Consider the following 19980-nt stretch of genomic DNA (forward strand, 5'->3'; position numbering starts at 1 on the left):
ATGAGCTTGCCCCCCGAACTCATCCGGCCTCATGGCCCACCGATAACGCTTCAAAAAGCATCCAGCACCGCCCCCTTGCTGGCGCTCGATGCATTGAATGCAAACTTGGCCTGCACGCCCCGCGTGTAACGTGGGGCAGGGGCCGTCCAGGCGGCGCGGCGCTGGGCGATCTCTTCGTCGGGCACATTGAGCTGCAGCAGCAGCTGGCGCGCGTCGATGGTGATGCTGTCGCCCTCGTTGACAAAAGCAATCGTGCCGCCCGCCGCGGCCTCGGGCGCCACGTGGCCGACCACCATGCCCCAGGTTCCGCCGGAGAAGCGGCCGTCGGTGATCAGGCCCACGCTCTCGCCCAGGCCCGCGCCGATCAGCGCGCCGGTGGGCGCCAGCATCTCGGGCATGCCGGGGCCGCCCTTGGGGCCCAGGTAGCGCAGCACCATCACGTCGCCGGCCTTGATCTTCCCCGCCAGGATGGCTTCCAGTGCCGACTGCTCGTCGTCAAACACGCGGGCCGGACCGGTGATCACGGGGTTCTTCAGGCCGGTGATCTTCGCCACCGATCCCTCGGGGCTCAGGTTGCCCTTGAGGATGGCCAAGTGGCCCTGCGCGTACATGGGGTTGCTGATGGGACGAATCACGTCCTGGTCGGCACGCGGCTGGTCGGGCACGTCCTTCAGCACTTCGGCCACCGTCTTGCCCTCGATGGTGAGGCAGTCGCCATGCAGCAGGCCCGCATTGAGCAGAATTTTCATGACCTGCGGAATTCCGCCCGCGCGGTGCAGGTCCACGGCCAGGTACTTGCCGCTGGGCTTCAAGTCGCACAGCACGGGGGTCTTCACGCGCACGCGCTCGAAGTCATCAATGCTCCACTCCACGCCAGCCGCGTGGGCAATCGCCAGGAAGTGCAGCACCGCGTTGGTCGAGCCGCCCGTGGCCATGATGACGGCCACGGCGTTCTCGATGGACTTTTTGGTCACGATGTCGCGCGGCTTGATGTCCTTCTTGATGGCCTCGATCAGCACCTTGGCCGACTCCTTGGCCGAGTTCATCTTCTCGTCGTGCGGGTTGGCCATGGTCGACGAATACGGCAGGCTGATGCCCAGGGCCTCGAACGCGCTGCTCATCGTGTTGGCGGTGTACATGCCGCCGCAGGAGCCCGTGCCGGGGATGGCACGCTTTTCGATTTCTTTCAGGTCAAAGTCGCTGAGCTTGCCCGCCGCGTTCTCGCCCACGGCCTCGAACACGCTCACGATGTTCAGGTCCTTGCCCTGGTAGTGGCCGGGCAAGATGGTGCCACCGTACACGTAGATGGCGGGCACGTTGGCGCGCAGCATGCCCATCAGGCCGCCGGGCATGTTCTTGTCGCAGCCACCGACCACCAGCACGCCGTCCATCCACTGGCCGCCCACGCAGGTCTCGATGCAGTCGCTGATGACCTCACGGCTCACCAGGCTGTACTTCATGCCTTCGGTGCCCATGGCCATGCCATCGCTGATGGTGGGCGTGCCGAACACCTGGGCGTTGCCACCGGCTTCTTCGATGCCCGCGATGGCCGCGTCGGCCAGCTTCTGCAGGCCGCTGTTGCAGGGGGTGATGGTGCTGTGGCCGTTGGCCACGCCCACCATGGGTTTCACGAAGTCGCCTTCCTCGTAGCCCATGGCGTAGTACATGGAGCGGTTGGGTGCGCGCGACTTGCCCTGGGTGATGTTGGCGCTGCGGCGGTTGATGGGCGCGGAGGGCTTGCTGGAGTCGGTCATCGTGGGGCGTCCTGGTCTCGGGGTTGGGGGCTGGAGCGGAATGGATCATTCTGCCAGCGCCGTCGCGGGGCGTGGGGGCTGCCCCCGCAATCCCCAACGCCGCCGCCTCGGGCGGGCCCAGAGGGCTGGGCGATAATTGATAGGTTTGCCCCCGGCACGGCTCAAGAGGCTGTTGCGACGGGTGCGAGAGGGGTCTTTATTCCCGTGGCCCGCTTCACTTCCCCGCGATATTCCCTGAGCCAGCACGATGCCCATCTACCGTTCCAAAACCTCCACCGCCGGTCGCAACATGGCAGGCGCGCGTTCTTTGTGGCGCGCCACCGGCATGAAAGACGATGACTTCAGCAAGCCGATCATCGCGGTGGTCAATTCGTTCACCCAGTTCGTGCCCGGCCACGTGCACCTGAAGGATCTGGGCCAGCTGGTGGCCCGCGAGATCGAAGCCGCTGGCGGCGTGGCCAAGGAGTTCAACACCATTGCTGTTGATGATGGCATCGCCATGGGCCACGACGGCATGCTGTATTCGCTGCCCAGCCGCGACATCATTGCCGACTCGGTCGAGTACATGGTCAACGCGCACTGCGCCGACGCCATGGTCTGCATCTCCAACTGCGACAAGATCACCCCCGGCATGCTGATGGCCGCGATGCGCCTGAACATCCCGGTGATCTTCGTCTCCGGCGGCCCCATGGAAGCGGGCAAGACCCGCCTCGCCAACCCAGTCACCAAGGTCATGGAGTTCAAGAAGCTCGACCTGGTGGACGCGATGGTGATTGCCGCCGACACCAACTACTCCGACGCCGACGTGGCCGAGGTCGAGCGCTCGGCCTGCCCCACCTGCGGTTCGTGCTCGGGCATGTTCACCGCCAACTCCATGAACTGCCTGACCGAGGCGCTGGGCCTGTCGCTGCCTGGCAACGGCACGGTGGTGGCCACGCATGCCGACCGCGAACAGCTCTTCAAGCGCGCAGGCCGCCGCATCGTGGACCTGGCCAAGCAGTACTACGAGCAGGACGACGAACGCGTGCTGCCCCGCTCGGTGGGCTTCAAGGCGTTTGAAAACGCCATGACGCTGGACATCGCCATGGGCGGCTCCACCAACACCATCCTGCACCTGCTGGCGATTGCCAAAGAGGCCGAGATCCCCTTCACCATGGCCGACATCGACCGCCTCTCGCGCGTCGTGCCGCAGCTGTGCAAGGTGGCGCCCAACACCAACAAGTACCACATCGAAGACGTGCACCGCGCGGGCGGCATCATGGCCATCCTGGGCGAGCTGGACCGCGCGGGCAAGCTGCACACCGATGTGCCGACTGTGCACGCCCCCACGCTGAAAGACGCGCTGGATCAGTGGGACATCGTGCGCACACAAGACGAAGCCGTGCGCACCTTCTACATGGCAGGCCCCGCAGGCATCCCCACCCAGGTGGCGTTCAGCCAGAACACCCGCTGGCCCAGCCTGGACCTGGATCGCGCCGAGGGCTGCATCCGCTCGTACGACCACGCCTTCAGCAAGGAAGGCGGCCTGGCCGTGCTGACCGGCAACATCGCGGTGGACGGCTGCGTGGTCAAGTCGGCCGGTGTGGACGAAAGCATCCTGGTGTTCGAGGGCACGGCCCATGTCACCGAGTCGCAGGACGAGGCCGTGGCCAACATCCTGGCCGACAAGGTCCAAGCCGGTGACGTGGTCATCGTGCGCTACGAGGGCCCCAAGGGCGGCCCCGGCATGCAGGAAATGCTCTACCCCACGAGCTACATCAAGTCCAAGGGCCTGGGCAAGGCCTGCGCGCTGCTGACGGATGGCCGCTTCTCGGGCGGCACCTCGGGCCTGTCGATCGGCCACTGCTCACCCGAAGCCGCTGCCGGTGGTGCGATTGGCCTGGTGCAGAACGGCGACCGCATCCGCATCGACATTCCCAACCGCACGATCAATGTGCTGGTGAGCGATGAAGAACTCGCCAAGCGCCGCGAAGCGCAGAACGCCAAGGGCTGGAAGCCCGCCCAGCCACGCCCGCGCAAGGTGTCGGCTGCGCTCAAGGCCTATGCCAAGCTGGTGATGTCGGCCGACAAGGGCGCTGTGCGCGATTTGTCGCTGCTGGAAGACTGACCGGCCGCAGGGGAGGGGCAACGCCCCTCCACCCACAAAAAAGCCGCATCCCGAGGGTGCGGCTTTTTTCATGGGATTTTGCTTCTATTTTGATAGCTTATCAGTCATGCTGGTCGCGCGCAGAAGCCGATATTCTTCTGAAGTTTTGCGGTGGATGCCTTACGCCGCCGTGCTGCCCATCTGCGACTGCAGGTAGTTGGGCAGGCCAATCTTGTCGATCAGGCCCAGCTGCTTTTCAAGCCAATAGGCGTGGTCTTCCTCGGTGTCGCGCAGCTGGGCCAGCAGCAGGTCGCGGCTCACGTAGTCGCCCACGCTCTCGCACAGGGCCATGCCTTTTTGCAGCGCGGCGCGCACCTCGTATTCGGTGGCCAGGTCTTTTTGCAGCATCTCGGGCACGGTTTCGCCAGGGGTGAAGGGGTTGGGGCGCATGTCGGGGCGGCCGCCCAGAAAGAGGATGCGGCGCAGCAGCGCGTCGGCGTGCTGGGTTTCTTCCTGCATCTCGTGGTCCAGGCGCGTGTAGAGCTTGATGAAGCCCAGATCCTCATAGCTGCGCGAGTGCACGAAATACTGGTCGCGCGCGGCCAGCTCGCCGCGCAGCAGTTCCTTGAAATATTCGATGACCTGTGGGTTTCCCTGCATGTTTTTGTCCTTTGCTTCTGGGCGGCGAGTATCGCGCGGTCCCGAGCGGCCCAAAGGCAATGTCCCCGCATTCGCGCTCTGCATGCGTACGGTGATCAGACGCGTTCGCATTGAGTGGGTGGATGGCGTGGATTGGACGCATAGCGCCCGGGCCATTCGCGCAAAGGCACAATACCGCCCACCATGCTGACCTACCCCCACATCGACCCCGTCGCCCTGCAGATCGGCCCGCTGGCCATTCACTGGTACGGCCTTACCTATCTGGCGGCCTTTGGCCTGTTCATGCTGCTGGGCATCCGGCGCTTGCGGCACCCGCCCTTTGCCTCCATCACCGGCCCGGGCGCCTGGACGCGCAAGGACGTGGAGGACATCCTCTTCCTGGGCGTGGCCGGTGTGGTCATCGGCGGGCGGCTGGGGTACTGCCTGTTCTACAAACCCGGTTACTACCTGAGCCACCCGCTGGAGATCTTCGCGGTGTGGCAGGGCGGCATGGCCTTCCATGGCGGCTTGCTGGGCGTGATCGTGGCCATGCTGTGGTTTGCGCATTCGCGCCAGCGCCCCTGGCTGCAGGTGGCCGACTTTGTGGCGCCCTGCGTGCCCACGGGGCTGGCGGCGGGGCGGGTGGGCAATTTCATCAACGGCGAGCTGTGGGGCCGTTTTGCCAGCCCTGATCTGCCCTGGGGCATGGTGTTTGCGCACAGTGGCTCGATGCAGCCGCGCCACCCCTCGCAGGTCTACCAGTTCCTGATGGAAGGGCTGCTGCTGTTCATTCTGCTGTGGCTGTACGCGCGCAAGGAGCGCCGCCAGGGCCAGGTGGCGGCGGCCTTCCTGTTCGGCTACGGCGTGTTCCGCTTCATTGCCGAATACTTCCGCGAGCCCGATGCCTTCCTGGGCATCCTGTCGCTGGGCATGAGCATGGGGCAGTGGCTGTGTGTGCCGATGATCGTGGGTGGCATCGCGCTATGGCTGTGGGCTGGCAAGCACGAAGGCGGCGAAGGCGGCACGGGCGCACTCACTGCATCCAAGTCCTGACCTGGTGACATGGCTCTGCCACCGCTGACCCGCCGCCAGCTCCTGCTGGCCAGTGCCGCGGCGTCGCCACTTCTGGCCTCGTGCGCTGCAGACCTGACGCGCTACCAGGGTCGGCCGGTGGCTGAGGTGGCGTCGGAGTTGGGCGTATGCGCTGCCGCATTCGCCACATTGCGTGCCGGTAAGGCACAGCCGACCGAGGTGGCTGGCCGCTGCAGTGTGGCCCCGGACGCCGTGTTCCAGGCGGCCTCGCTGACCAAGCCTGCCGTCGCCTACGGGGCGCTGCGCCTGGTGCTGGCAGGGCAGCTGGACCTGCAGGCGCCTGTCTCCCAGTACCTGCCGCAGGGCTATGTGCACTACCAGCACGCGCTGCGGCGCGCACCGGGCGACGCCAGCGACACGGTTCCCGCCAGCACGCTGGCCCGCATTCCGGTGGCCAGCCTGCTCAACCACACCTCGGGCCTGCCTAACTGGACGGGCGGCGCACTGGCTCCGGCCTTCGATCCCGGCCAGCGCTGGCGCTATTCCGGCGAAGGTTATGTGCTGCTGCAGGCCGTGATGGAGGCCGTCACTGGCGTGCCCATTGCACCGTGGATGGACGCGCAGGTCTTTGCGCCCCTGGGCATGCACGACTCCAGCCTGGTGTGGAAAAGCACCTACGCAGACCGGGCCATGCATGCCGATGGCGGCGCCAGTGGGGTGACATGGCGCCAGCCGGTGGCCGCCGCATCCCTGTACACCACGGCGGGCGACTTTGCGCGCCTGCTGGCGGCCTTCGTGTCTGACGAGAAGCTGTGTGCGCTGGCCCTGTCGGCCCCTGTGGTGGCAGACAAGGATTTGTCACTGGAATGGGGCTATGGCTGGGGCATCGAGCGCACACAGGCGGGCCCCCTGCTCTGGCAGTGGGGCAACAACCCGGGCTTTCGCAATTTCGCCATGGTCTCGCCCACCACCCGCGATGGCTTCGTGCTGCTGACGAACAGCGACCGGGGGATGGCCCTGGCTGCGCCGCTGGCGCAGCGGGTGCTGCCCGGGGAGCACCGGGTGTTCAGATCGTCCCTGCTGGGCTGACGGCTGCCAGCAGGCGCTCAGCCCGCCAGACCCGCTTCGTCCAGCCAACCCTGCACCTGCTGGCGGATGCCGTCGAGCACGGGGTTGGGTGCGCGCGCCACGCGTTGCACCCAGGCGATGTGTGACTCCAGGCCCTGCGTCGGAATGTCCAGTGCCACCAGCTGGCCCTGTGCGAGTAGGGGCGCCGCCGGGGCCATGATGCCCAGGTAGATCGCGTCGGTGCGGCAGGCCACATCCAGCAGATCGGCGACCGATTCGCTGCCCAGGGTGATCAGCGTGTCTGGATGCGCCTGCAGGCCCAGGCGCTGCACCAGCAGCCGCCCCATCGCCACGCTCATGCCGGTGCAGGCCACGGGAAACCCCGTGAGGTCGGCAAACATGATCGGATGGCGCTGCGTCAACGGATGGCCGGGGCGCACCATGACGCCAGTGGGCAGCTGTGCCAGCCGATGCACCTCCAGATCGGCATGGGCGCCGGGGATGGAACGCTGGTCCATCACCAGCGCATCCAGCGTGTGGTCCCGCAGAGCCTGTATCTGCTGGGCCTGGGCACCACCGCTCAACTGCAGGCGCATGTGGCCGGTATGCGTGGCGGCCATGTGCAGCAGGTGGCGGCCGAGCAGAGCGTGGGGCGTGGCGGTCATTCCCAGGCGCACCGCGCCCGCTTCGCCACTGACATGGTGGCGCACCACCTGGTGCAACTCGTCGGCCTGTGCCACCACCTGGCGTGCATGTTCCAGCACCGTACGGCCGATGGGCGTGAGCGCGTTGCGGTGGCCGCTGCGCTCGACCAGCGCTGCGCCCAGGTGCGCCTCCAGCATGGCGATGCTGCGGCTGAAGGCGGCCTGCGAGCGCTGGGTGCTGTCGGCCGCTCGCGTGAAGCTGCCGCTGTCGGCCAGGGCGATGAAGTGGCGCAACTGGGCAATGGTGGTTGTCATGCAGAAAACCGAACAAATCGGCCGAAATTATGCATTGGACCAACATTTGGTTACCGCATTAGCATCCGCTTTCTTTTTCGGTGCGCTGCTTGCCAGCGCCCATCCATTTCTGAGAAAGCTGCGACGTCGATGATCAAAAAAATCCTGCTCGGGCTGCTCGCCCTGGTGCTGCTGCTGGCCGCCGCCCTGGGCATCAACACGGCGCGCAAGGGATCGCGCCAGCTGGAGGTGCCCCCCATTGCCCGCCTGCCGGTGGATGACGCCGCCGTGGCCCAGCGCCTGGCCGAGGCCGTGCGCCTGCGCACCGAGTCCTCGCGCGACGATGCCCAGGCCAATGTGGGCCAGTTTTTGCAGTTCCACGCGCTGCTGCAGCAGCGCTTTCCGCTGGTGCACGCCCAACTGAAGCGCGAAGTGGTGGGCGACCTGAGCCTGCTCTACACCTGGCCCGGCAGCGATGCCAGCGCCGCGCCGGTGATGCTGATGGCGCACCAGGACGTGGTGCCCGTGGCCCCCGGCACCGAGGGCGATTGGGCGCAACCTCCGTACTCCGGCGCCATCGAGGGCGGCTACGTCTGGGGCCGGGGCTCGTGGGACGACAAGGGCAATCTTATGAGCCAGTTGGAAGCCGTCGAGATGCTGCTGGCCAGCGGCTTCACGCCCCAGCGCACCATTTACCTGGCCTTTGGTGCTGACGAGGAAGTGGGCGGTCTGCGCGGCGCCGCCCAGATCGCCGCGCTGCTGCAGGAGCGCAAGGTGCGCCTGGACTTCGTGATCGACGAGGGCCTGTTGATTCTGGACGGCGTGATGCCCGGCCTGTCCAAACCTGCTGCCGTCATCGGCGTGGCCGAGAAGGGTTACATGTCGGTGGTGATGAAAATGTCCGGCACGCCCGGCCATTCGTCCATGCCGCCGCACAAGGGCAGCAGCGCCATTGCCATGATGAGCGACGCGCTCAAGCGCCTGGACGAGGAGCAGATGCCGGGCGGCCTCCGGGGCGTGGCGGGCGAGCTGTTTGACACCCTGGCGCCCGAGATGGGCGGCGTGAACCGCGTGGTGCTGTCCAACCTGTGGCTGTTCCGCCCCGTGGTGCAAAAGCAGCTCGAAAGCGCGGCCAGCACCAACGCCATGCTGCGCACCACCACGGCGCTGACCATCGTTCAGGCTGGCAACCGCGACAACGTGGTGCCAGGCCGCGCCGAGGCCACGGTCAACTTCCGCCTGCTGCCCGGCGATACCCAGGAGCATGTGATGGACCATGTGCGCAGCAAGATCAGCGCGCCCGCCGCACAGGTGGAGCTGAGCACCTTGCCCGGCGCGGTCGAGGCGTCCAAGGTGGCGCCTACCGACTCCACCCAGTACCGCCTGCTCAACCAGACCATCCGCGAGGTTTTCCCCGACGTGCTGGTGGCCCCGGGCCTGATGGTCGCGGGCACGGATTCGCAACACTACGGCGCCATCAGCGACCACATCTTCAAGTTCTCGCCCGTGCGTGCCAATTCAGAAGACCTGAAGCGCTTTCACGGCACGGATGAGCGGCTGGAGATTGCCAACTATGCCGATGCGATCCGGTTCTATCACCGGCTGATTGGGCAGGTCAGCCAGAAACGCTGAGACGCCTGCACCGGTTGCATGCAGTTCTTTGCTGAAAATGGCCGTTTCCGCCCTATGGATATGGAAAGATTGCTATAAAAATAGTAGTTATTGAGCGTGTCCAAGCCGCTGGCGCAGGTTCTGGCCAGCGGCTTTTTTCACAGGGATTGCGCGCCTGGCGCGTTCAACTCAAGGGTTTTGCAGCGCGTAGGCAGGCAGCGTTCCGCGTGTGAAGCGGAACTGGCGCCCACCCACGCCAATGGTGATGCCCTCGGCGCCTTCCTGCACGGTGGGCGGCGTGGCCAGCGTGCAGTCCACGTCGATCAGCACCACGCCATGGTGTTGGGTGCTGGCGGCGCTGCGGCGCCAGGTGCCATGGTGTTGTGGTGCAAAGCCGCCGCGCAGATCGGGATCGACGGGGAACTGTGTGGTGGTGGCCAACTCGCCAAACCGGTCGCCCGCGATCTGGCGCATGCATAGCGTGGCCGTGCCGCGTGTGATCTTCACTGTGCCCTCCTGCGCGCCGCCCTGCAGTTGCGGGGCGTCCAGCGCGTGGAAATTCCACTCCCAGCGCACGGGGCGCTGCGCAGCCAGGTCGTCGTGCACCAGCAGCAAGCCGGGCGCCACATAGGCCAGGCTGCGCACGGCGCGGGTGACGGTGGCTTTGTCGTAGGCGGCCGTGGCATCGCCTGTGGCCATGGTGAAGCCGCCGCCCTGGTGCCAGCCGGTGATGCTGCCCGCAGACGAGTGGTCGCCGGGCATGCTGCCGATGCGGATGCGCTGGCCCGTGCCCCCGTCGTAGGTGATGGCGTTGTGCGCGCGCGTCTGGCGGTACCAGGCCTGGGCATGGGGCGAGTTGAAGAAGTCGTAGTAGCCGCTGTCGATGAGTAGTGCCTTGCCCTGGCTGCCCACAACGAAGTGGTTCTGGTCCGCATGCCCGTGGTTGTGGGCACCGTAGGGGCTGGAGCGGAAGTGCACGCTGGTGCGCGCTGCGTCTGTGAGGGAGCTGTGCATCGAGACCTGGCCAATGCTCTCGAACACGGCCGAGCTGGGCATGGAGCCGGGCGACGTGCTGGTGGCGGGGTGCGTGGCCGGTGATGCCACGGTGCGTGCCACCGGGGTGTGGTTGCCGCCCACCGGCTGCTGTGTGCTCAGCCAGTCGGTGACCGGCCCGGGAATGCGCGTGGCAAGCCAGTATGAGTAGTAGGACACGGGGCTGCCCTCTGCCACGGCGCCATCGCCAAAAGGCGCATGCTGCATGCCCGGTGGGATGGTGTAGAGCCGGTAGCGGGGGTAGTTCTGCAACTGCTGCACACGGTAGATGTTCACGCCCGTGGCGTCGCTCAGGCCGTCGTAGTAGGGGAACAGATTGTTCATGTAGAACTCGCCGTAGGCGCCGCTGTTGGCCCATCCGCCGTCTGCGCCGCCCCAGGGGTGGCCCAGCACATACAGGTAGGGCACAACCCGGCCGAAGCGGTCCGCGCCGAACGCGGGGCTGGTGCCGCTCATCACGGCGGTGGCTGCGCCCAGCGCACCCACCGCTGCAATGGCATGCGAGTCCAGTGGATAGCGCAGCAGGCTGTGGTTGATGCCAAACACGCGCTGCTCCACCTGGGCGGCGCGGGTGCTGATGGCCTGCAGCAGGGTGGTGCGTTCTGCGGGTGTGAGCTGCGTATGGAGCTGGTCATACCCCAGCGCCATCGCCCATAGGATGGTGCGGACAGGGGCATCCGTGTCGTTGGTCTGGCCGTCGAGCGTGCTGCTGTCCCAGCGGGCCAGGTTGAACACGCGGCTCTTGAAGTCTGCGAGCACTTGGTTGGCGCGCGCCGTGTCGGCCAGGGGGCCTGGGGTGCTGAGCACCCGCCAGGCCACGGCTGCGTTGTCGATGCGGTAGTACTCGTCCGATGCCTGCCGCGAAGCCGCCAGCACCCAGTCCGCGCTGCCGTCGTTGGGCCCGGGCGGATTGCCGGGGGCCTGGGCCGGGTCGGTCATCTGGCGCTGCACGCGCGCCATCATCCCGTCCCACGCCACCTTGCGCGGGCCGGACAGCAGCGGGAGCAGCCGGGCCATGTACGCGGGGTCCATCACACGGGGATGTGGCTTGGAGGCAACCTGGGCGTGCCATTGGGTATCGGTGGCTACGGCGGGCAGCGAGGTCGTGTCGAACAAGGCCCGGGCACCGGGTACCAACTCAAAACTGCGCCATTCGCTGCTCCCCCCGGCGACGCCATCCCGGGTCACGCGCCATGCATAGGCCCCAGCGGGCCAGGTGGAGCGTGGCAAGTACCAGTTCCGTGCCACGGCAATGCGCTCAATGCGCTGGTCGGGGTGGCGGATTTCGAGCGTGTAGCTGGGTGTCCGGTCTTGCCGTGGCATGGGCCAGCTGAAGCCGGGCGGATTTTGCGTGACCGTCTGACGCGCCTCGGGCCGCACCGGCATGAGCGCGACCCCCTGGGCCTTTTCGGCAGCGAGTTCGGTGGCGATCCAGTCGGTGAAAGGGGGCTGGCGCAGGTCGCTGATGCGGGTGAAGCCTGGGCCGGGGGCTGGCGCAGGGGCCGGTGTCGGCGCTGGCGCTGGCGCAGGCCCGGGTGATGGGGCGGGGGAGGGAGCGGGGCCTGGCGCAGGGGCGGGAGTGGGAAAGGGCGCGGGTGCCGGGGTGGGGCCGGGTGTGGGCGCTGGTGTGGGCGCAGGAGCTGGAGGGAGGGGCGCAGGCGATGGTTCAGGCGATGCAGCGGGAGGCGGCGTGGACGTGTAGGAGCCGTTGGATTCGCCGCTGCCGCCGCAACCTGCCAGCAAGGCTGCGAGCCCCAGGCTGGCGAAGGTGTTGCGCAGTGCCGGGTGCGATGGGGGACGGTGTGATTTGTAAGGTGGCTGCATAGGCATGTATAGATAAGTAAATGCGGATGAAGGCCAGGGCAGAAACACGAATCCCCAAGGTCCCTGGACGGCGGGGATGCTAGGGACGAAGGTTTCGATAAAACTTACAGATGTGTCTTTAAAAAACTATAAAAATCAATTGGTTACATTGGTTTCAAGCTGTGGCAGGCAAGCCGCCTGCGGCGCCTGTTGGCGCTGTCGGGGCTTGTGGGCCTGGATGGAAACAGCGCTCTAGGACGATGTGGTGGATGTGTCACGCAGCGTCAGCGTCCATAGCGCAGCCCCCACGATGAGCGCGCCGCCTAACCAGGCAGCGGGGCTGAGTTGTTCGCCCAGCCAGAACACCGCAAACAGCGCTCCAAACGCGGGCTCGCTGCCCATGAGCAGGCCCACGCGCGTAGGCGGGCTGTGGCGCAGGGCCCAGTTTTGCACCACAAACGCAAACACCGTACAGCCCAGCACCAGGTAGACGCAGGCCAGCCAGAAGGCGCTGCCATCGGAGAGCGAGGGCAGCGGTGGCAACTTGCTCGGCAGGGCCAGCGCCAACAGCAGGCTGCCCAGGCCAATCACCCCTGCCTGCACCGCCGTGAGCGCCAGCACGGGTGCGTTGCGGCGGCGGGCGAGCCGGGTGGTCTGGCACACGGTGATGGCGCGCAGCACGGCGGCAGCCAGCATCAGTGCGTCGCCCCAGCCCCACTGGCCCGAAAAGCCGCCGCTGAGCAGCGCAGCGCCTAGCAGCGAGACCGCTGCAAAGGCAAACATCGCGCGGCCGGGCCGCTGGCGCAGCAGCCACCACTCGGCAAACGGGGTAAACACCACACACAGGCTGATCAGAAAAGCCGCATTGCTGGCCTGCGTGAGCGCCAGCCCAAAGGTTTCGCACAGAAAAATGCCCAGCATCAGCGCACCCAGGGGCAGGCCCGCCGCCAGGGCATCGCGCCGCTCTGGCGCCGGGGCGCGCAGCAGTGCAGGCAGCAGCAGCGCAAAGGTCAGCAAAAAGCGCACGGCCAGAAACCCCAGCACGGGGTAAAACACCAGCGCCCCCTTGGCCACGCCATAGCTGGTGCCCCACACCACGGCGACCAGCAGCAACGCCAGGTCAGACAGGCGCGGGGCCAGGGGGGATGCGGGGGCGAGCGACAGGGTGGAGTGCATGGGGAAGGTAGGCAGGCCGGTGGGTGGAGGAGGAGGCTCTGCGGCAGTTTTGCAGGGCACTGAAATTATCGATTTGCGCATGTATGGAGATAATCTCCATCCAAGAAAAGCACTTGTGCCCAATGAGCATCAATAAATCCCTCGACAGCCTGCCCGACATGGCGGTGTTTGCGCGCGTGGTGGACGCGGGCAGCTTTTCGGAGGCCGCACGGCAACTGGGCATCACCCCGTCGGCCGTGAGCCGCCAGGTGGCGCGGCTGGAGGGCGCTCTGCGTGTGCGCCTGCTGGAGCGCACCACCCGCAAGCTCAAGCTCACCGATGCCGGGGCCGCCGCCTACAGCCGCTGCCAGGCCATGGTGGCCGCCGCGCGCGAGGTGTGGGCGCTGAGCGACACCCACTCGGCTGCGCCCTCGGGCCTGGTGCGCATGAGCATGCCCAAGGCCGTGGGCCGCCAGCTGGTGCACCCGCTGGTGCTACCGTTTTTGCAAAAGTACCCCGAGGTGGACGTGCAACTGCTCATCACCGACCGCACGGTGGACCTGTTCGAGGAATCCATCGACCTGGCCCTGCGCGTGACCGACACGCCGCCCCCCGGCCTGGCAGGGCGGCCGCTCGCCACCTTGCACCACTGCATCTGCGCCAGCCCGCGTTACCTGGCCGAGCGCGGCCATCCCCAGCACCCGCGCGATCTGGAGCAGCACGCCTGCATCACCCTGGGCGAGGACGAGCGCGACCGGCACTGGCGTTTTGAACGCGCGGGCGAAGCCGCCACCGTGGCCGTGCGCGGCCGCTACGTGGCCAACCACAGCGAGGTGCGGCTGGAGGCGGCTTTGAGCCACCTGGGCATTGCCAGCCTGCCGGGCTTCACGGCGCGCGCGGCGCTGGAGCGGGGTGATCTGGTGGCCGTGCTGCCGGACTGGCAGCACAAAACCTCGTACGCGGGCACGGCCTGGCTGCTGTACCCGCCGAATCGGTTTTTGCCCGCGAAGCTGCGGGTGTGGATTGACCACCTGGTGTTGGGGTTTGCGGGGGTGGAGTAGGTTGAGCCAGTTCGCCGGGCAGCCAGCTTGCCCTGAGCCAGCAACAAGGTCACATAGGAGTAGCGATGTACAAGGTTGGACAGCAAGTCAAAAGATGGAAGGATGTTTCGCGACAGAACTGGTCCAAGTCTGACGCTCGACCTCTCACTACGGTGATCTGGTATCCGGCAGATAGTGAAGCCGAGGAAGAGGACTTCCTCATCGGGGCGCCGGAGCCATTGTTTCTGTTGCGCGATGTGGCGCGCGACGCGCCTGTTTTGGCAAGTCCTCGCGTTTTTCCCGTAGTGCTGTTGTCGCACGGTACCGGCGGCAGCGCATTCCAGCTGGGGTGGCTTGGCCGTGCTCTCGCGGCCCAAGGCCATATCGCTGTGGCTGTGAATCACCACGGCAACACAAGCATTGAGCCGTACGTGCCACACGGATTTTTGCTGTGGTGGGAGCGCGCGAAGGACTTGACTGCTGCGCTGGATCAGCTTCTGGCGGACCCGCTCTTGGGTGATCGGGTTGATGTTGCTCGTATCGGAGCTGCTGGCTTCTCGCTCGGCGGCTACACGGCTTTGACCGTCGTGGGTGGCCGTTGCAGCCTGGAGCATTTTTTTGCGCTCAGTCGCGCGAACGGTGAATCTGCGCCTGCGGGTCCTCGCGAGTTCCCCGACGTGGGTAAGGTGTGGGACGAACTCATGAACACCGATCCTGCGTTTGTGAACTCCGTTGCAGAGCATGCGCGCTCGTACCGCGACGAGCGGATCAAGGCGGCATTTGTGATGAACCCAGCGCTCGGTGGGGCGTTTGACGCTGGCGGACTGGCCGATATCCGCGTGCCTGTTCATATCGTAGTCACGGCAGGCGACCAAGAGGTGCCGCCGCTATCGAATGGCTCCCGCTATGCGGATCACATCGCTTCGGCTGAACTCACCTGGATTGATGGCCCGGCTGGACACTACGTTTTTTTGGCGGAGCCCACAGCCGCTGGCAAGAAACAGCTGCCTTTACTCTGTGTAGACGATCCCTTGGTCGATCGGAGGGCCATCCATGATGCAGTTGCAAACTTGGCGTGTTCATTCTTCGAACAGCATCTGGTGTTGCCGTCGCGAAGTTTTGCCGCCTATTGAGGTTGCCATGCGTTGGTACCAGAGCCGCTTTTCTGAATGACGCTCGTACGCACTCCGTGATGCACGCACGGACAAAGTGAGGCATATGTCACGCTTCGCAGCCTGCGATCTTTGTTGTCTGGCAATTGCGGCCCTACCATCTCGATGCCGTTAATTCTGACGGTTCGATCCCACGAAGCATCGAGATATGCAAGATTTAGCCCGCCCCGTGCGGGCTATTTTTTTGCGCAACGCTGGGGGGGATGTCTGCCGTCAGCGGACTGGGGCGCGATGAGATGGGGTCAGCCCTGTCACCGGGTCGGAGCGCCGTGAGTGGCGTTTTTTGGGCGTCCAGCACCGCCCGCCCAGCGCCCCCACGTTGCTCCGCCGCCGCAATCCCCCACTTTTGTGTAACTGAACCCTTCAATACGCATTTTTTGCTTGTTATTTTGCGTAATTATGAGAAATTACGTGCATGGCGAAGCGATGCACCCGGTAGCCAGCATTTAACGGTGTGTTGCGAGCAGTAAAGGTGGGGCAAGCCGTTGGGTGTCTGCGGCGGCTTCTTCTGATCTGCGCGCCATGGCAATCAAGCGATCAAAAGGTATCTCAGTGGGTCGATGACCCTGGAGCCCAGCCCACCATGCGTCCCGTTCCGAACTCCCTGCACGATGAAGTCGCCTCGCGGCTGCGGGACCTGATTTTTGCGGGGGATCTGCGGCCCGGCAGTTTTCTGGACGAGGCCGCGCTGTGCGAGCGGCTCGAAATCTCGCGCACGCCGCTGCGGGAGGCGCTCAAGGTGCTGGTGGCCGAGGGGCTGCTGCGCCACGAGCCGCGCCGGGGCTGTTTTGTGGCCGAGATCACCGACAAGGACCTGGACGACCTGTTCCCGGTGATTGCGCTGCTGGAAGGCCGCGCAGCGCACGAGGCCACGAACAAGGCGAGCGGGGCCGATGTGGCGGCGCTGGAGCTGCTGCACCAGCGGCTGCAGCAGTGTGCGGCCGAGGGGCGTATCACCGATTACTACGAGGCCAACTACGCCATCCATGAGGCCTTCATCACGCTGGCCGATAACCGCTGGCTGGCCCAGGTGATTGGTGACCTGCGCAAGATCCTGCGCCTGGCGCGCCACCAGACCTTGCACGCCCCGGGCCGCCTGCAGCAAAGCCTGGCCGAGCACCTGGCCGTGTTTGCCGCCCTCAAGGCCCGTGACTCGGAAGCCGCCGAAGAGGCCATGCGCACCCATCTGTTGCGCCAGCGCGATGCGCTGCGCGACATCGCCCGCAATCAGCAATCGAGGTTGACACCATGATGAACAGCACCCCCGAATGGATCACCCGCAGCGTGTCGCGCCTGCGCCCTAGTGCCCCCGCCGCCGACAAGGCAGGTGACAAGCTGGCCAAGTCGGCCCTCGACAAATCCGTGACCGATGTGGTGGCCAAGGTGGCCGTGCCACGTTCCACCAACGAGCGGCTGGCCGCCACGCTGCGCCGGGGGCAGGAGGCACTGTCGCCCCGCGCGCTGCGCCGCCTGCTGGCCGACCTGCAGGAGGTGGTCGCCCCGCAGGTGAGCGAAATCGAAGGCGGGCGCCGCGCGCAGGCCGTGGCCGAGTGGTATGCGAAGGCCGAGCCCGAGGAAAGGCGCGACATGTGGCTGCTCATGTGCGAGCAGTTCGCGCCCGACGCCACGCGCTTCAAGTCGGCCCGCCAGCGTTACGAGGCTGCGGCGGGCACGGCCGAGGAAGGCCAGGCCGAGATCAGCCTGCGCCGTGCTCTGGTGTCGCCGCGCACGCGGCTGCTGCAGCGGTTTTCGGCGTTCCCCGAAGGCATGCGCTTTCTCGTGGACATGCGTGCCGAGATCCTGCCCTTGCTCAAGGCCGACAAGCGCTTGCTGCCGCTCGATGCCGAGCTGGAGCACCTGTTCTCGACCTGGTTCGATGTGGCCTTTCTGGAGTTGCGCCGCCTTTCGTGGGACTCGCCCGCGTCGCTGCTCGAAAAGCTCATCAAGTACGAGGCGGTGCACGACATCCGCAGCTGGGCCGACCTGAAGAACCGCCTGGACAGTGACCGCCGCTGCTACGGCTTCTTCCACCCGCGCCTGCCCAACGAGCCGCTGATTTTTGTGGAGGTGGCACTGCTCGACAAGATCTCGTCCAGCATTACCCCGTTGTTGGATGAGGCCGCTGCACCCGTAGATATCACGCGGGCCACCACTGCCATCTTCTATTCCATCAGCAACACGCAGACGGGCCTGCGCGGCGTGAGCTTTGGCGATTCGCTCATCAAGCATGTGGTGGAAACCCTCACGGCCGAGTTTCCGCGCCTGCGCACCTTTGCCACGCTGTCGCCCATCCCGGGCTTCCGGGCTTGGCTTTCCAAACATGCGGGCGCCATGCTGGAGCGCCTGGACGACAAACGCCGGGCCGAGCTGGGCCGCGCCGTGGGCTTTGAGCCGCCGCAGGCCACGCACCTGTTGGGCGCCATTGACAAGGCACTGGAGCTGGATGCCAAGTCGCCCGTACGCCAGATGTTGCTGGAATGCGCCGCGTACTATCTGGGCCGCGAGATGCAGGAGGGCAAGCCGGTGGACCCGGTGGCCCGCTTCCACCTGGGCAACGGTGCGCGGGTAGAGCGCCTCAACTGGGCGGGCGATCCGTCGTCCAAGGGGCAGAAACAGTCGTACGGACTCATGGTGAATTACCTGTATGACTTGAAGCGCATCGACAAGCACCGCAGCCTGCTGGCGCAGGGCAAGGTGCCGGTGTCGGGCGACATCGACAGCCTGTGCCGCGACTGAATGCGACTGAATGAGTGTGTAGGCGGCCAATGGGGTGAGTGAGTTGTGAGTTGGTCGGTAAGTGCGTGACGGAGTGAATGACGGAGCGTGGCCGGGTGCCCCACATGGCGCCCGGCCTGCGTTGCTGACAATGATTTTTTACAACGACAGGAGACAAGCGAATGAATAGAAACCCATCGCGAATTCAACGCCGGGATGTGCTGCTGGGCGCGGCCGCTGCGGGCTTGGGCCTGGCCAGCGGCAGCAGCTGGGCGCAGGCCTCGGCCTGGCCCGCCAAGCCGGTGAACCTGGTGGTGCCGTTTCCGGCCGGGGGCGGTACCGATGCCTTTGCGCGCCCGCTGGCGGCGCAGTTTTCCAAGGCCACGGGCAAGACGCTGGTGATCGACAACCGGGGTGGCGCGGGCGGCACGGTGGGGGCCAGCTTTGCCTCCAAGGCGGCGCCAGACGGCTACACCCTGTTCATGGGGGCGGTGCACCACGCGATTGCGCCGTCGATGTACCCCAAGCTCGACTACGACATCGATAAGGACTTCGTGCCGCTGTTCCTGCTGGCCAACGTGCCCCAGGTGGTGGTGGTCAACCCCAAGGCCGTGCCCGTGAACAACTTTCAGCAGTTCATGGACTACGTCAAGCGCAACCCGGCAAAGCTCAACTATGGCTCGGCCGGTGCGGGCACCTCGCACCATCTGGCGGGCGAGCTTTTCAAGCAGCAGACGGGCACCTTCATCACCCACATCCCCTACCGGGGCGCAGGCCCTGCGCTGCAGGACCTGATCGGCGGCCAGGTGGACATGATGTTTGACGGCCTGGGTTCGTCGGCGGCGCATATCAAGGCTGGCCGCATCAAGGCGCTGATGGTGTCGGGCGCCAAGCGCAATGCGGCCTTCCCTGACGTGCCCTGCGCTGCCGAAGTGGGCTTGCCCGACTACACCGTGACCACCTGGTACGGCCTGTGGGCGCCCAAGGGCACACCCGCCGACGTGCAGGCGCGCATCGTGGACGAGGTTCGCAAGCTGGGCAGTGCCGATGAACTCAAGGCCATCTGGGCCAACAACGGCGCGGAGTATGGCGGCATGACGCAGCAGCAGTTTGCGGGCATGGTGAGCAGCGAGGTCAAGCGCTGGGCGGCGGTGGTGAAAGCCTCTGGCGCAAAGCTTGACTAACCCCATGAGGCGGTTCGTGCCATCCCCCAAGGGGGACGCCACCCGTGGCCTGGCGGAGCCAGTTCCACGGTGGCACTGGCGATGGCGCAGCGCGGGTACGAAGGCCGTGGCGGTGTGTGAAGGGAATGGAAGCCAAGATGTCGGGTGAAGTGTTGATGAATGCCGGTGAGGGCGGTGTGGTGCATGTCACCCTGCGCCACACCGGGCGGCTGAATGCCATGTCGCGGCCCATGTGGCGGCAGCTGCGTGCGGTGTTTGAAGATGTTCAGCGCCGGGCCGATGCACGCTGCGTACTCATCACGGGTGAGGGCGGGGCGTTTTGTGCTGGTGGCGATATATCCGAGTACCCCGATTTTCGTTTCGATCCTGCGGCCCTGCGCGACTTCCATGAAAACGACGTGTGGGGCGGGCTCCACGCCATGCTGGCCTGCGATGTACCCATCGTGGCCAGCATCCGTGGGGCTTGCATGGGCGCGGGGGTGGAGATTGCGAGCTGCTGCGACATCCGCATTGCGGGCAGCGCTGCCCGTTTTGGCGCGCCCATTGCCAAGCTCGGCTTTCCCATGGCCCCGCGCGAGGCGCAGCTGGTGGCGGGCGCCGTGGGCGAGGTGGTGGCGCGCCAGATGCTGCTGGAGGCCGCCACCTTCAGTGCTGCCGACATGCTGGTGCGTGGTTTTCTGAGCCGGGTGGTGGCCGACGACATGGTGGCCACCGACGCCCTGGGCAGTGC

Annotated in this window: 15 protein-coding genes; 10 read left to right on the top strand and 5 right to left on the bottom strand. The window is 66.0% G+C overall.

Annotation, left to right across the window (positions count from 1 at the left end; genetic code table 11):
- Window positions 1-50 precede the first annotated feature (50 nt).
- Window positions 51-1754: a dihydroxy-acid dehydratase gene (gene ilvD, locus AC07Z7_RS08910; RefSeq protein WP_252658934.1), complete on the bottom strand. Its 1704-nt coding sequence runs from the start codon at window positions 1752-1754 to the stop codon at window positions 51-53.
- 247 nt (window positions 1755-2001) lie between these two features.
- On the opposite strand from ilvD (AC07Z7_RS08910), the gene ilvD (AC07Z7_RS08915) reads away from it, so the two are divergent.
- Window positions 2002-3861 (top strand): dihydroxy-acid dehydratase, encoded by a 1860-nt coding sequence (gene ilvD, locus AC07Z7_RS08915; RefSeq protein ID WP_494766048.1) that lies wholly within the window; start codon window positions 2002-2004, stop codon window positions 3859-3861.
- Window positions 3862-4020: 159 nt separating this feature from the next.
- Here the strand turns inward: ilvD (AC07Z7_RS08915) and bfr are convergent, their stop codons facing one another.
- The gene (bfr, locus tag AC07Z7_RS08920) at window positions 4021-4500 is read right to left on the bottom strand and encodes a bacterioferritin (RefSeq protein WP_494766049.1); all 480 of its coding nucleotides are present in this window, start codon (window positions 4498-4500) and stop codon (window positions 4021-4023) included.
- 183 nt (window positions 4501-4683) lie between these two features.
- Between bfr and lgt the strand changes: the two genes are divergently transcribed.
- Together lgt and AC07Z7_RS08930 are read left to right on the top strand one after the other, a co-directional pair.
- Window positions 4684-5532: a prolipoprotein diacylglyceryl transferase gene (gene lgt, locus AC07Z7_RS08925; protein WP_494766050.1), complete on the top strand. Its 849-nt coding sequence runs from the start codon at window positions 4684-4686 to the stop codon at window positions 5530-5532.
- 9 nt (window positions 5533-5541) lie between these two features.
- Window positions 5542-6600: a serine hydrolase domain-containing protein gene (locus AC07Z7_RS08930; protein ID WP_494766051.1), complete on the top strand. Its 1059-nt coding sequence runs from the start codon at window positions 5542-5544 to the stop codon at window positions 6598-6600.
- A 17-nt stretch (window positions 6601-6617) separates the two neighbouring features.
- Here AC07Z7_RS08930 and AC07Z7_RS08935 read toward each other — a convergent pair whose 3' ends face one another.
- Complete coding sequence (locus tag AC07Z7_RS08935; RefSeq protein WP_494766052.1) at window positions 6618-7538, bottom strand: LysR family transcriptional regulator; 921 nt, start codon at window positions 7536-7538, stop codon at window positions 6618-6620.
- Between the two features lie 129 nt (window positions 7539-7667).
- On the opposite strand from AC07Z7_RS08935, the gene AC07Z7_RS08940 reads away from it, so the two are divergent.
- A complete protein-coding gene (locus tag AC07Z7_RS08940; RefSeq protein ID WP_494766053.1) occupies window positions 7668-9149 on the top strand; it encodes a M20 family peptidase in 1482 nt (493 codons plus the stop codon).
- A gap of 168 nt (window positions 9150-9317) precedes the next feature.
- Here the strand turns inward: AC07Z7_RS08940 and AC07Z7_RS08945 are convergent, their stop codons facing one another.
- Together AC07Z7_RS08945 and AC07Z7_RS08950 are read right to left on the bottom strand one after the other, a co-directional pair.
- Entirely contained in the window at window positions 9318-12005 is a 2688-nt protein-coding gene (locus AC07Z7_RS08945; protein WP_494766054.1) for a heparinase II/III domain-containing protein, read from the bottom strand.
- 231 nt (window positions 12006-12236) lie between these two features.
- On the bottom strand, window positions 12237-13160 hold the full coding sequence (locus AC07Z7_RS08950; protein ID WP_494766055.1) for a DMT family transporter: 924 nt from the start codon (window positions 13158-13160) through the stop codon (window positions 12237-12239).
- Window positions 13161-13282: 122 nt separating this feature from the next.
- Between AC07Z7_RS08950 and AC07Z7_RS08955 the strand changes: the two genes are divergently transcribed.
- From AC07Z7_RS08955 to AC07Z7_RS08980, 6 genes are all read left to right on the top strand, one after another.
- Window positions 13283-14200 carry a LysR family transcriptional regulator gene (locus AC07Z7_RS08955; RefSeq protein WP_494766056.1) on the top strand — a complete coding sequence of 306 codons (918 nt, stop codon included), beginning with the start codon at window positions 13283-13285 and terminating at the stop codon, window positions 14198-14200.
- 65 nt (window positions 14201-14265) lie between these two features.
- Window positions 14266-15312, top strand: a complete 1047-nt coding sequence (locus AC07Z7_RS08960) for an alpha/beta hydrolase family protein (RefSeq protein ID WP_494766057.1) — start codon at window positions 14266-14268, stop codon at window positions 15310-15312.
- 622 nt (window positions 15313-15934) lie between these two features.
- Window positions 15935-16603, top strand: coding sequence for a GntR family transcriptional regulator (locus tag AC07Z7_RS08965; protein ID WP_094287534.1), 669 nt, complete (start codon window positions 15935-15937; stop codon window positions 16601-16603).
- On the top strand, window positions 16603-18087 hold the full coding sequence (locus tag AC07Z7_RS08970) for a malonyl-CoA decarboxylase (RefSeq protein WP_494766059.1): 1485 nt from the start codon (window positions 16603-16605) through the stop codon (window positions 18085-18087). The genes AC07Z7_RS08965 and AC07Z7_RS08970 overlap by 1 nt, the downstream gene beginning before the upstream one ends.
- 161 nt (window positions 18088-18248) lie before the next feature.
- Window positions 18249-19250: a Bug family tripartite tricarboxylate transporter substrate binding protein gene (locus AC07Z7_RS08975; protein WP_494766058.1), complete on the top strand. Its 1002-nt coding sequence runs from the start codon at window positions 18249-18251 to the stop codon at window positions 19248-19250.
- Window positions 19251-19387: 137 nt separating this feature from the next.
- The coding region (locus tag AC07Z7_RS08980) for an enoyl-CoA hydratase/isomerase family protein (RefSeq protein WP_494766060.1) at window positions 19388-19980 on the top strand (593 nt) is incomplete at its 3' end.

The sequence above is a fragment of the Acidovorax sp. GW101-11A03 genome, assembly GCF_059424825.1.

Excerpts from the sequence above, each read along its gene's own strand:
- bfr (WP_494766049.1), bottom strand. The coding sequence starts at position 4,500 with ATGCAGGGAAACCCACAGGTCATCGAATATTTCAAGGAACTGCTGCGC.
- AC07Z7_RS08965 (WP_094287534.1), top strand. The coding sequence starts at position 15,935 with ATGCGTCCCGTTCCGAACTCCCTGCACGATGAAGTCGCCTCGCGGCTG.
- ilvD (WP_494766048.1), top strand. The coding sequence starts at position 2,002 with ATGCCCATCTACCGTTCCAAAACCTCCACCGCCGGTCGCAACATGGCA.
- AC07Z7_RS08940 (WP_494766053.1), top strand. The coding sequence starts at position 7,668 with ATGATCAAAAAAATCCTGCTCGGGCTGCTCGCCCTGGTGCTGCTGCTG.
- AC07Z7_RS08975 (WP_494766058.1), top strand. The coding sequence starts at position 18,249 with ATGAATAGAAACCCATCGCGAATTCAACGCCGGGATGTGCTGCTGGGC.
- ilvD (WP_252658934.1), bottom strand. The coding sequence starts at position 1,754 with ATGACCGACTCCAGCAAGCCCTCCGCGCCCATCAACCGCCGCAGCGCC.
- lgt (WP_494766050.1), top strand. The coding sequence starts at position 4,684 with ATGCTGACCTACCCCCACATCGACCCCGTCGCCCTGCAGATCGGCCCG.
- AC07Z7_RS08970 (WP_494766059.1), top strand. The coding sequence starts at position 16,603 with ATGAACAGCACCCCCGAATGGATCACCCGCAGCGTGTCGCGCCTGCGC.
- AC07Z7_RS08935 (WP_494766052.1), bottom strand. The coding sequence starts at position 7,538 with ATGACAACCACCATTGCCCAGTTGCGCCACTTCATCGCCCTGGCCGAC.
- AC07Z7_RS08955 (WP_494766056.1), top strand. The coding sequence starts at position 13,283 with ATGAGCATCAATAAATCCCTCGACAGCCTGCCCGACATGGCGGTGTTT.
- AC07Z7_RS08960 (WP_494766057.1), top strand. The coding sequence starts at position 14,266 with ATGTACAAGGTTGGACAGCAAGTCAAAAGATGGAAGGATGTTTCGCGA.
- AC07Z7_RS08950 (WP_494766055.1), bottom strand. The coding sequence starts at position 13,160 with ATGCACTCCACCCTGTCGCTCGCCCCCGCATCCCCCCTGGCCCCGCGC.
- AC07Z7_RS08945 (WP_494766054.1), bottom strand. The coding sequence starts at position 12,005 with ATGCAGCCACCTTACAAATCACACCGTCCCCCATCGCACCCGGCACTG.
- AC07Z7_RS08930 (WP_494766051.1), top strand. The coding sequence starts at position 5,542 with ATGGCTCTGCCACCGCTGACCCGCCGCCAGCTCCTGCTGGCCAGTGCC.